The sequence below is a fragment of the Parachlamydia sp. AcF125 genome (genome assembly GCF_018342475.1).
Taxonomy (GTDB): Bacteria; Chlamydiota; Chlamydiia; order Chlamydiales; family Parachlamydiaceae; genus Parachlamydia.
On the sequence record NZ_JAEMUD010000005.1, the window covers coordinates 184437 to 195460 of the forward strand.

The window sequence follows — 11024 nt, forward strand, 5'->3', positions numbered from 1 at the left end:
AAAATCCCGATTGTCAACAAGAGTTTCTCTTTGATAAGATAACGGCTCATTATAATAAAAGGATAGATGGATGAAAACAGAAAAATTATGGCTGGGAGCTCATACTTCTGCTGCAGGCGGAGTACAAAATGCTTTATTAGAAGGCAAGCAGATAGGTGCCTCAATCGTTCAACTTTTTACGAGCAATCAAAAAAGATGGGAAGGGAAAGTTTTAGGAGAAAAAGAGATCCAAGCGTGGCAAAAAGCATTGGAGGAAACCGGGATTGAGCAGGTTATGAGCCACGATAGCTATCTGATTAATCTTGGATCGCCGAATGGAGAAGTTTTAGAGAAGAGCAAAAAAGCTTTTAGGGAAGAGGCGATTCGTTGTCAGCAGCTAGGTATTTCCTATTTAAATTTCCATCCAGGAGCGGCACTTCAGGGGGGTGAGCAGCAATGCTTAGATTGTATTTGCGAGAGTTTAATAGGAATGCAAGATTTACTGGAAAATAGCTCCACCCGTCTACTTTTAGAAGCTACAGCGGGGCAAGGATCCGCGGTAGGCTGGCGATTTGAGCATCTCGCCTACATCATCAATCAAGTTCAGCATAAGCTTCCAATTGGGGTGTGTATTGATACCTGCCATATTTTTGCAGCTGGGTATGATATTCGGACACCTGCTGCTTGGAACGCAACTTTAGAGGAATTTGATCGAGTAGTAGGATTGAATCACCTTTATGCCTTTCATTTAAACGATTCGGCAAAAGGGCTAGGCTCGCGCGTGGATCGACATCAACCTCTTGGAAAAGGGCAAATTGGAATTGAATCGTTTCAGTTTTTAATGAAGGATTCGAGAACCAAAGATCTCCCCAAATATCTGGAGACGCCAGGAGGGACAGAATTATGGGAAGTTGAGATTCAAATGTTACAGGATTTTGCGAAGCATCCCTCTTCGCGCGACTAAAATTATAGAAAAAGGCACACATCTATGCGTATAAAAATTAAACAACTGAAAAATCCTCCCCCTGATAAACCTTCCCCTATAGGAAGTGAAGTGATGCTCAAAGGGTGGGTAAGAACCGTTCGCAATCAAAAAACTTTTACCTTTATTGAAATTAACGATGGGTCTACCTTATCTAATTTCCAAGTCATTGCCAATCCAGACCTTCCCAACTATGAGAAAACCATACAAGAATTAAGTACGGGAGCCTCTGTTGCAATTCAAGGCACTGTTGTCGAAAGCCCAGGTAAAAATCAGTCTTTAGAACTCGTGGCAAAAGAGATTCGAATGATGGGGAGCTGCGATCCAGAGACTTATCCCCTTCAGAAAAAGCGGCACTCTTATGAGTTTTTGCGCACAATCGCCCACCTGCGGCCACGCACCAATACCTTAGGCGCTGTAGCACGGATCCGGAATGCGCTGTCTTTTGCAACTCATCTCTTTTTCCAAACAAAAGGCTTTCTCTATGTACATACGCCGATTATCACCTCGTCGGATTGTGAAGGTGCAGGGAAAATGTTTCGCGTCACAACTTTAGATCCTGACTCTTTGCCTAAAACAAAAGAGGGCAAGGTTGATTATTCCAGGGATTTTTTTGAAAAACCTACCTATCTTACGGTTTCAGGGCAGCTAGAAGGGGAAATTTATGCGTGTGCGCTATCAGATATTTACACGTTTGGACCCACTTTCCGAGCAGAAAATTCCAACACCTCGCGGCACCTAGCAGAATTTTGGATGATCGAGCCAGAGATGGCTTTTGCAGATATTAATGATGACATGGATTGTGCCGAGCAATACTTAAAATACACCATCCAGCATGTATTAGAGCATTGCCAAGAAGATATTGATTTCTTTAATCAATATGTCTCTTCGGGTTTGCGCGAACGGCTTGAGCACATTGTGAATACACCCTTTGAGCGGGCGTCTTATAGTTATGCCATTCGGATCTTGGAAAAAGCTAACAAGCCTTTTGAATATCCAGTCAAATGGGGCGCAGATTTACAATCTGAGCATGAAAGATTTTTGGCCGAAGAATATTTTTCTAAGCCTGTCATTCTTACAGATTATCCAAAAGAGATTAAATCGTTTTACATGCGCTTAAACGATGATGAGAAGACGGTTGCGGCAATGGATGTTTTGGTTCCTCGCATTGGAGAAATTATTGGAGGAAGCCAAAGGGAAGATCGATTAGATTACTTAAAGCAGCGTTTAATCGAGAACAATTTGAAAGAAGAGGATTACTGGTGGTATTTAGAGCTGAGAAAATATGGATCTGTGCCACATGCAGGATTTGGTCTTGGCTTTGAGCGCCTTGTGCAATTTGTAACAGGCATTGAGAATATTCGAGATGCTATTCCTTTCCCCCGGTTCCCAGGAAAAGCGGAATTCTAATTCGCGAGCATGCCCAGTGATAACTGGGCATTCTTCTATCTTCAAGTCACTTTATAAAAAATGGGTCTTTTTAATGACCAGCGATGATAGGCATACCAGCTTCCTAAAACAGCCAAAGCAAGAGCCCAAATAATTGAACCGGGCGCGTTTACAAACGGATAAGGTTTTTGAGGAGGAGGCCCCCAACGCTCTCCTGGTGGCCATATGATTAGCCAAGGAGCCCCCTGGATATTATCCTCTGGAATAAAGCCAAAGATACGACTATCTGCACTCATGGCATGATTATCGCCTAAGCCAAAGTAAGATTTAGCCGGAACTTTTACACCAAAAGTGCGAATAAAATCGACATCCACTTTTCCCTCTTTTAAAGGGGGACCATAATCCTTGAAGGCAATATAAGGAAGCCTTTCGCTAGAGGTCTCTTCTCGTTTTTTCTCTCTGTGGTTAAATTCTTGAAGCGCTGGATCCTCTTTAGTCAGAAGCAAAGCCCCTAACACGTATAAATCGCCATTGCGGAAATAAGCATATCGATTGGGATAAGCGGCCTGATTTTTTGATAAAGGGTTGTAGCTCGTATCCATCTCAATGCCTAAATTAAACAATTTTTGAATATTTGCAGGGGTTGTGTCATAAAGCACCGAATTTTCCGGCAGAGGGGAAGTAATGCCTCCAAATCCAACCTGAAGCCCCTTTCCGTAGTAAAATTCGTAAGTTCCATCTGGCAAACCTGGAAAAGCAGGGCTGCTAGGGGTTGCATGTGCTTGTCCGAGTCGTCTTCCTCGTCCATCTTTTACGATAAAACGTGCCGTGTACATGTTATCCATTAACGTTTTGAGATGGTGCTCATTTAAAGGAAGGAGGGCGGTTTGCACATTCAATAAAAGATGCAAAGGGGTGTGGGGTAAAAACTGCCTTCCAGGAGGAGGGGTTAAAGAAGGGGTATGTCTAAGCTCTAGGTAAAGGACGCCTTCTCCAACTTCATGGGGGTCAATGGGGGTGAGCTTTTTAACTTCTTCTTTGGTCAGCAGGCGTGCCATTGCAAAGTTTCGCATGCCAAAAAAGTCGCTGTAGGTTTCCAGGTTTTGGTGTGCTCTAAGGGGGGCTAAAGGTTGGTCTTTAACCCATTCTTTCCCATTAAAAATTTCGCCACGAATGGTCCCCATAGGGGATAAGGAAATGCGGCCAAGCGGTTGATTCATGTGGGAAAATACAATTTGGTTTTGTGCGGCCATTTTAACAGAGCCCTCGAATTGTAAAAAAGGGATATGTTCCAAGCGATGCATCCAAGGAGCATTCAGAAGGTCTTCATCTAGTTTGCCAGCTTGATCCACCAGGTAGATTTTACCTCCATAAAAATAAAGCGCATCGCCCGGTTTCCCAATCATCCGCTTAATATACCGTTTTTTGTAAGGAAAAATCCCGAAGTAGGTCGTTTCTGTATCTGTAAGAGGCATATGATCAGGTGCGAAAATAAAGATACTGGAACGTTGAACGAGTTTGGGATCAAACATGAAATGGGCGGATTGAAGGGGAACATTAATGCCAAAGGCCGTTTTTGATACAGTCACATGATCCTGTTCTTTAAAAGTAGGACGCATGGAGCCTGTGGGAATTTCAAAAGGCTCAAACCAAACTTGCCGTATAAGTGTCGCTGCTAGTAAAGCAAACACGAGAGCAACTATCAATTCAACCCCATAGTCCCACCCATTTTTTTTAAAATGGGTCTCGCAAAATTTTTCCAGCTTGCGAGCATACGAATCAGCTTCTTCTCTATTTCCAGCGAGTAAGGCTTGATCTAATTTTTGGAGTTCATTCTCAAAATGGGTCAACTGATCGGGAGGAAGCGTTTTTCCTTTTTTTTTATACCAGGCATAAGCTTGTTTCATAATATGCCGAGATTTGTGCAATGAAAATGTCGAATTGAAAAAATACATAAGGCTGAAGGGGGTTAGTTATGATAAAGGCGCCAGTATAACTTTTGTAAAAACAATTTGCAAACAGATTAGAAGTGAAGGAGTGTTCGCTTTTCGTTTACCAAAATGAAGAAGAAAGGAGGGGCAAGGGGAGTTTTTTGTGGGAAGTTTGTAAGCAAAATGATGAGAAAAATAAAATTATAGAGTTTTAGCAAAAATTACGCTCCACAATTTTTATTAATTTTGAAGAAGGATAGGTTGTAATTTTTTAGATTTAAAAGACTTATGAAGGGAAGTCGATGCATAAAAATAAGGAGGGATCAAAAAAAACATTACCATTCAATTGTTGATAACTTTCTAAAGAGGGACTTCAAGCTCAAAAAGGGAAGGCTTCGGGGAGACCAAGCCTTTGCCAGAATCTACCACGCGTAATTTTGCTTGGCCCATCATTCCGCTCACTTGAATCCAGTAGGGAAAATAGGAAGGATAAGGGGTATTTTCTGCGGGAACATACACTTCGATTGTTTTTCCTGATAGCATACTTCCATCGTTTGGCCAACGAGTGCGCCAAGCTTCGAAAGAGACCCCTTTAATAATTGTTCCATCCATGATTAACCTTGGTTCCCAAATACGCCTAGGGCCAGGGCTTCCAGCCACATAGCCCCCGATTTTTTTACGCTCGTGCGGAGGCACTAAATTTAGATGTAGATTTAGCAAAGTTCCTAAAAAATTTTCCGCGGGGGTAGGATCGCACCATCGGTTTTTCGTAAAACAAAAACATTTGTCAATTGCACCGGTTGACAAGTTGACGGAGTACATGCTCCATGAGGTATGACCGGGGGCTCCGTCTTGTATCCAAGTTCGCCAAGAATCGATATTTTTGCTTTTGTTTGCAGGAAGGGAGATCTCTTCCATGGTTAAAAGCTGCCCTTTTTTGTTGTGAATGTGAAGAAGAGAACAGGTTTTATTTTGCATAGTGACGAGATAATCGCCAGCTTCGGCCTTCTTAAGGTTATCTCTCAAGTAAATACCAGCCTCGGCCAAGGAAAAAATGGCGCATAAAAAAGCTAAATAACAAACAAAGCGAGACATAAGCCTTCCTTAAATTTTGATCGAACCTTAATTTTACCAGTTTGCGGAGTTCTTGAAAAAAGAATTATGCGGCTTGTTCGTGCAATTTTTTAGGAAGGAAAGGATTTGCCCTATAGGAGAGATTAGCTCTTTTCTATCTCTTCACTCCAGAAGGTTTAGTCGATCCTGCATGCGACGTCATTTTATGCTCTTAAGGCAAGGCCCCTCGAGGCATGGGAGAGGAGCCTCCGATCAAAAAAATTTATTTTCGCTTAAAGAACTTAGGATGGGCTTATTCAAACTAGCTTATTAAAAATGTTTTCTTTTTCCAGCAAACTCGCTATAAATAACGCGAGGTTTCCGCATGAAAACAGATACATCTTCTCGGCATATTTACAACCAATCCATGTCTTTGCTAACGGATCTTTACCAACTTACGATGGGATATGGCTATTGGAAAGCTGGCCTCGATAACAAAGAAGCCGTTTTTCACCTTTTTTTTCGACGGCCTCCTTTTCAGGGTGGGTTTACAATAGCTGCAGGGCTAGCATACGTCATTGATTATTTAGCTAATTTTCATTTTGACTCTTCTGATTTGCAATATTTAGCATCCCTCAAAAATCCAGACGATGGACCTTTATTTGAGGAAAAGTTTTTTGATTATTTAGCAACCCTTCGCTTTAATTGTTCCTTAGATGCAGTTCCCGAGGGAACTGTTGTATTCCCGTATGAGCCATTAATACGGGTTCAAGGGCCTTTGATTATGTGCCAATTGTTAGAAGGGCCGCTATTAAATTTAATTAACTTCTCCTCCTTAATTGCGACGAAGGCTGCGCGCATGTGCATCGCCGCTGAGGGAGAGCCTGTGTTAGAATTTGGATTGCGAAGGGCTCAGGGAGTGGATGGGGCCTTAACAGCAAGCCGTGCCGCTTACATTGGAGGATGCGAGTCCACCTCGAATTTGCTGGCCGGAAAGTTGTTTGGAATTCCTGTCAAAGGGACCCATTCTCATAGCTGGGTGATGGCATTTGGAGATGAACTAGAGGCTTTTCAAACGTATGCAAGGTGTCTTCCTGGTAATTGTGTATTCTTGGTAGATACCTATGACTCAATCGAAGGTGTGAAAAAGGCGATAGAAGTTGGAAAATGGCTAAGAGCCCAAGGAAAAAAGCTTTTGGGTATTCGATTGGATTCAGGAGATTTAGCCTATTTAAGTATTTTAAGTCGCCGATTATTAGATGAGGCAGGATTCACAGAAACCCCAATTTTTGCAAGCAACGAGCTTGACGAAACAGTGATTGCAGAATTAAAACGTCAAGGTGCCCAAATTTCTGTCTGGGGAGTCGGGACAAACTTGGTGACTGCAAAGGGGCAGCCGGCATTGGATGGCGTTTACAAACTTTCTGCTATCCGAGATCCAGGTAAAAATTGGGATTATAAATTAAAGCTTTCTGAGCAAATGATGAAAGTTTCCAATCCTGGCATTTTACAAGTGCGACGCTATAGTAAAGCGCAAGAAAATATGGCGGATGTGATCTATGATATTCACTCAGATATGAGTAAAAAATGCTATATGATTGATCCTTTTGACCCGACACGTCAGAGAATTTTAAGCCCTAATCTTCCCTATGAAGATTTGCTCATTCCAATTTTTCAAGAGGGTAAGCAGGTATACGAATCCCCATCGCTTGGAGAAATCCGGAAAAGAACGCAGAGCCAGCTTTTAAAGTTTCCTGTGGGAGTTAAGCGTTTTCTTAATCCTCATCAATATGCCGTGGGAATGGAAAAAACTTTGTACGAAAAAAAGGTTCATCTCATTCAAACGATCCGCTCTGCAATGTCTCGTGACTTTTTAATTTCGGCTGATGAGAAAAATAGCCACTCAAACGGGGCTCCGTGAACGCTTTACTGATTGTGGATGTTCAAAACGATTTTTTGCCAGGGGGAGCCTTAGCTGTTAAAGAGGGAGATCAAATTATTCCCTTCGTTAACCAGCTTATCCAATTGCCTTTTAACACCATTGTGGCTACCCAAGATTGGCACCCCCACGATCATCTAAGCTTTGCTGTCTATCACCATAAGCCGGTAGGTGAACATATCAAGCTTTTAGGTATCGACCAAATTCTTTGGCCGGTACACTGCGTACAAGGGACAAGAGGAGCTTGTTTTCCTGATTCTTTGGCTTCTCATTCGTTTATGCGCATTTTTTATAAAGGAACCGACAGATCAATTGATAGCTATAGCGCTTTTTTTGATAATGGGCATTGCAAAAGCACTGGTTTAGAAACTTATCTTAAAGAAAGAGGCGTTCAAAAACTTTATATCGCTGGGTTGGCAACCGATTATTGCATAAAATATACTGCCTTAGATGCTAAAAATTTAGGTTTTCAAGTGTATGTTATAGCGGATGCTTGCAGGGCAGTTAATCTCCGGCAGGGGGATGAAGAGATGGCTTTTAGAGAAATGCACGATGCGGGGATTAGAATGCTAAAATTTTCAGAAATTAACTTATCGCATTAGAGGCCTTATGACTGTAAAAATTTATTCCTATCAAAAATGCTCGACATGCCAAAAAGCTCTTAAATTTTTGGATCATGCTCAGATTGCCTACCAGGTCTTTCCAATTCGGGAACAACCTCCGACTTCAGCCGAGCTTAAGCAAGCTTTGGATTATGTTCAGGGCGATTTAAAAAAGCTTTTAAATACTTCCGGCGAAGAGTACCGCCGATTAAATTTAAAGGAGCGGTTAAGTTCCATGTCTCACGAGGAAGTTTTTGAATTGCTATCGCATAACGGCATGTTGGTAAAACGCCCTTTTGTTTTAGGGGAAAATTTTATTTTACTAGGTTTTAAAGAAGACGCTTGGAAAGCCAAACTTTTGTAGGTTGTCATGTCATGTTTTCCTGACCCCATTATGCTTCCCGACTCGGTGTTTCAATCGAGAGCTAAGCGCAATCGAGAACTCCTGAGAGCAGCAAAGTGGGGGATTGCTATCCGTTTCAGCATTATTTTGTTTGAGGTTTTCGGCTTTCTTCTTTTTGGAAGTGCCGCCTTGATGATGGATGCACTTTCTAGCCTCGTGGATATAGCTGCAACCTTATTTCTTGTCTTCTTTATTAGATTAGCTGAAAAACCGCCTGATCGCAACCATCCTTTTGGGCACGGACGCTATGAGCCCTTAGCTGGCTTGCAATTGGGAATGTCTATGATTTTGATTGGCGGAGGCATGTTAATACGGGAAATCACCCAACTTGCCCAACCTAGCCCCTTAGAAAACACTATGAGTCGCTGGGCATGGTTAATTCCGTTTTTGGCTGTGATTCTTTTAGAAATTTGTTACCGTTTGGTGATTCGTATTGCAGCAAAAGAAAACAGCCCTGCTTTAGCCGCAGATGCGGCACATTATCGCATGGATGGCATGACGAGCTTTATTGCAACAATTGCCTTGATTATCGCTGCGTACTTCCCCGACTGGGCTTGGAGCATCGATAAATTAGGCGCTATCATGATTGCTGGATTTATGGTGGTCATCGGCGTTTTTGCTGCTCGGGACAACATGCACCAGCTTTTGGATCGGGTTCCAAGCTCAGATTTTTTTAAACGGGTGCGCCTATCTGCTTTGAAGGTTAACGGAGTAAGGGAAACAGAAAAAATTCGGATTCAACTTTATGGGCCCGACGCACAGGTGCGGATCGACATAGAAGTAGATCCTCAACTTTCTGTAGAAGACGCCCACAAAATTAGCCAGGAAGTGCGCGCCGAGATTCAAAGAGATTGGCCTGCTGTCAGGGATGTGATTGTGCATATTGAGCCCTTTTATCCCAATGACCATGCAAGCACTTTGTAAAAAGCAAGCTGCTTTCTTAATTTAGAAGATTTTTCACTAAATTGTTTTGGTTCATTATACTTGTTGAATCGAACCACAGGCGCCATACACACTTTGCAAAAACTGGATGTGCAATTTCCCCTTTGTTATCTCCATTAACTTCTAAAGTAATGATATTGCCAGGAAGCCAGCGCAGGATATGCACATCCCCTTTTTTGATCCCCGTTGTATAAAAGGAGAGGTATTTTTTAATTAAAGGCTCTATCCTTTGGTATTCTTCAGCGGGCACAACCTTCTGGAAACCTGCCAGAAAAGCTTTTTGAGTAGTTTTAAAATCTGTTTCATAGAGCCATTTAATAGTAAATTGCTTGATTTTACCATCTTTTACCAGTTCGTCTAAAGCAGCTGCCCGCTTCATTTTAAGGGGATTATGTAAGTAATAGCCGATGGCATAAAGGTTGAGAAAAAATTTAGTTCGAATAGCTGCTCCAGCCAAATCGAGGATAACTTCAGAGCCGTTGTTTTCAAATTGCACTTCTGCGGGAAACGTGAAGCCTGAAGCAGATTCTACGCTATTTGCCATACTTAAATTTATTAACGCTAAGAAAAGGGTTCCTAAAGCAAAGCTCATGAATCTTTTCATAATAGCCTTCTCCACATAGTTAGGAGCGGCATAGAACATCCCCAGAAAAATTTTTAGAAGCCAGGAATAGGTAAAACTTTAAAATAAAAAGTTAGAGAAAGAGCTTTTTTTATACGATATTTTTTGCTCTTTTCCACCCAAAATTTCAACCAGCCGCACTCTTTCCTTTAACATTTCCTTTACCATGGGGGAATTTAAGAGGTTTTGGCGAAGCCGTTTTTTCTCTTCTTTCTCTTTTAAAACTTTGTGGTAGCCTCTTACAATGAGAATTTGTTGTTTGTCTTCCTTCGTCAGCAAACGTTTATCAAGGACAAAACAATTCTCTTTTTTATTATAGGAGAGCTTTTGATGAATCGTTGCTCTAAAAGTTTGAAAATACTCTTGCATAAGTTCATGATCGGCGCGGGATACTTTTGGATTATACGGGTTTGGAGAAGTGTCAACTTTATTAGTGATTGCCAACAGCAATTTAGAGACAAAATCTGGCCAATGTTTTTTCCAATTATAGCGGGATAGGTTGTCTTTTACACTGAATGGGTGCTCGTGCAATTTTTCGATAAAAAATTCCCGGACTGCTTCACTTGTTTTATTCCTTGTTTTCCAAGCGATAGCTAAGGAAGAAAAGAGGCTTTTTTTAATCGTGTAAGCTGCCCGGTAGCGAGTCCAAAAACCATACTTAATAGAAGGATCGACGCCGTATCTAATTTCATTGTTTCCCATCTTAACTCCTTGGATACAGTTTAAACCGGAGGTGTTTACTTCCTTGGAGTAATAGTATAGCTAAAATTTCTTAAATTTAAAATCAAAATTTTAATGTTATTAATTGTAGCCTTTCTGGTAAAACCTCCACGAAAATGAGTTGCAATGCACGCATTTTAAGTGAATTGCGAAAAAAGAGGGAGTTCGAGAAAAATAGGCGTTGCATTAAATAGCCTGATTTTTGTATGTTTATTACTTCCTTCGAACGAATGTCAACAAAACATCGCGAAGCGAACAACACGTTAAAGAGTGAAAAAATCTGTTTTTTGACAGTGAAGAAAAGACAATGTGCAAGCAAGATAAATTATAGAGCTTGTGTGAGGAAAGTTAGCGAAAGCTAATGACCCACATATTTAGAATATAACAAATACTCAAATTTTCAAAGTTTTTTTACTTGAGAATTTGATCTTGGTTCAGATTGAATGCTGACGGCGTGGATGA

At 41.4% G+C, this 11024-nt stretch carries 10 protein-coding genes; 6 read left to right on the forward strand and 4 right to left on the reverse strand.

Annotation, left to right across the window (positions count from 1 at the left end; genetic code table 11):
• Window positions 1-70: 70 nt before the first annotated feature.
• Both PARA125_RS09550 and asnS read left to right on the forward strand, forming a co-directional pair.
• The gene (locus PARA125_RS09550) at window positions 71-943 is read left to right on the forward strand and encodes a deoxyribonuclease IV (RefSeq protein ID WP_213158656.1); all 873 of its coding nucleotides are present in this window, start codon (window positions 71-73) and stop codon (window positions 941-943) included.
• Window positions 944-967: 24 nt separating this feature from the next.
• Window positions 968-2371, forward strand: a complete 1404-nt coding sequence (asnS, locus tag PARA125_RS09555) for an asparagine--tRNA ligase (protein WP_283248351.1) — start codon at window positions 968-970, stop codon at window positions 2369-2371.
• 41 nt (window positions 2372-2412) lie between these two features.
• Here the strand turns inward: asnS and lepB are convergent, their stop codons facing one another.
• Together lepB and PARA125_RS09565 are read right to left on the reverse strand one after the other, a co-directional pair.
• On the reverse strand, window positions 2413-4257 hold the full coding sequence (gene lepB / locus PARA125_RS09560) for a signal peptidase I (protein ID WP_213158657.1): 1845 nt from the start codon (window positions 4255-4257) through the stop codon (window positions 2413-2415).
• A 384-nt stretch (window positions 4258-4641) separates the two neighbouring features.
• The gene (locus PARA125_RS09565) at window positions 4642-5376 is read right to left on the reverse strand and encodes a hypothetical protein (RefSeq protein WP_213158658.1); all 735 of its coding nucleotides are present in this window, start codon (window positions 5374-5376) and stop codon (window positions 4642-4644) included.
• A 343-nt stretch (window positions 5377-5719) separates the two neighbouring features.
• On the opposite strand from PARA125_RS09565, the gene PARA125_RS09570 reads away from it, so the two are divergent.
• From PARA125_RS09570 to PARA125_RS09585, 4 genes are read left to right on the forward strand one after another with little or no spacing between them, the layout of a single operon-like run.
• Entirely contained in the window at window positions 5720-7255 is a 1536-nt protein-coding gene (locus PARA125_RS09570) for a nicotinate phosphoribosyltransferase (protein ID WP_213158659.1), read from the forward strand.
• Complete coding sequence (gene pncA, locus PARA125_RS09575; RefSeq protein ID WP_213158660.1) at window positions 7252-7875, forward strand: bifunctional nicotinamidase/pyrazinamidase; 624 nt, start codon at window positions 7252-7254, stop codon at window positions 7873-7875. Before PARA125_RS09570 ends, pncA begins: the two co-directional genes overlap by 4 nt.
• 7 nt (window positions 7876-7882) lie before the next feature.
• Window positions 7883-8239, forward strand: coding sequence for an arsenate reductase family protein (locus PARA125_RS09580; RefSeq protein ID WP_213158661.1), 357 nt, complete (start codon window positions 7883-7885; stop codon window positions 8237-8239).
• 6 nt (window positions 8240-8245) lie between these two features.
• Window positions 8246-9202 carry a cation diffusion facilitator family transporter gene (locus PARA125_RS09585; protein WP_213158662.1) on the forward strand — a complete coding sequence of 319 codons (957 nt, stop codon included), beginning with the start codon at window positions 8246-8248 and terminating at the stop codon, window positions 9200-9202.
• A 16-nt stretch (window positions 9203-9218) separates the two neighbouring features.
• Here the strand turns inward: PARA125_RS09585 and PARA125_RS09590 are convergent, their stop codons facing one another.
• Both PARA125_RS09590 and PARA125_RS09595 read right to left on the reverse strand, forming a co-directional pair.
• Window positions 9219-9824 (reverse strand): chalcone isomerase family protein, encoded by a 606-nt coding sequence (locus tag PARA125_RS09590; RefSeq protein ID WP_213158663.1) that lies wholly within the window; start codon window positions 9822-9824, stop codon window positions 9219-9221.
• Between the two features lie 78 nt (window positions 9825-9902).
• Complete coding sequence (locus PARA125_RS09595; RefSeq protein ID WP_213158664.1) at window positions 9903-10544, reverse strand: hypothetical protein; 642 nt, start codon at window positions 10542-10544, stop codon at window positions 9903-9905.
• Window positions 10545-11024: the final 480 nt, after the last annotated feature.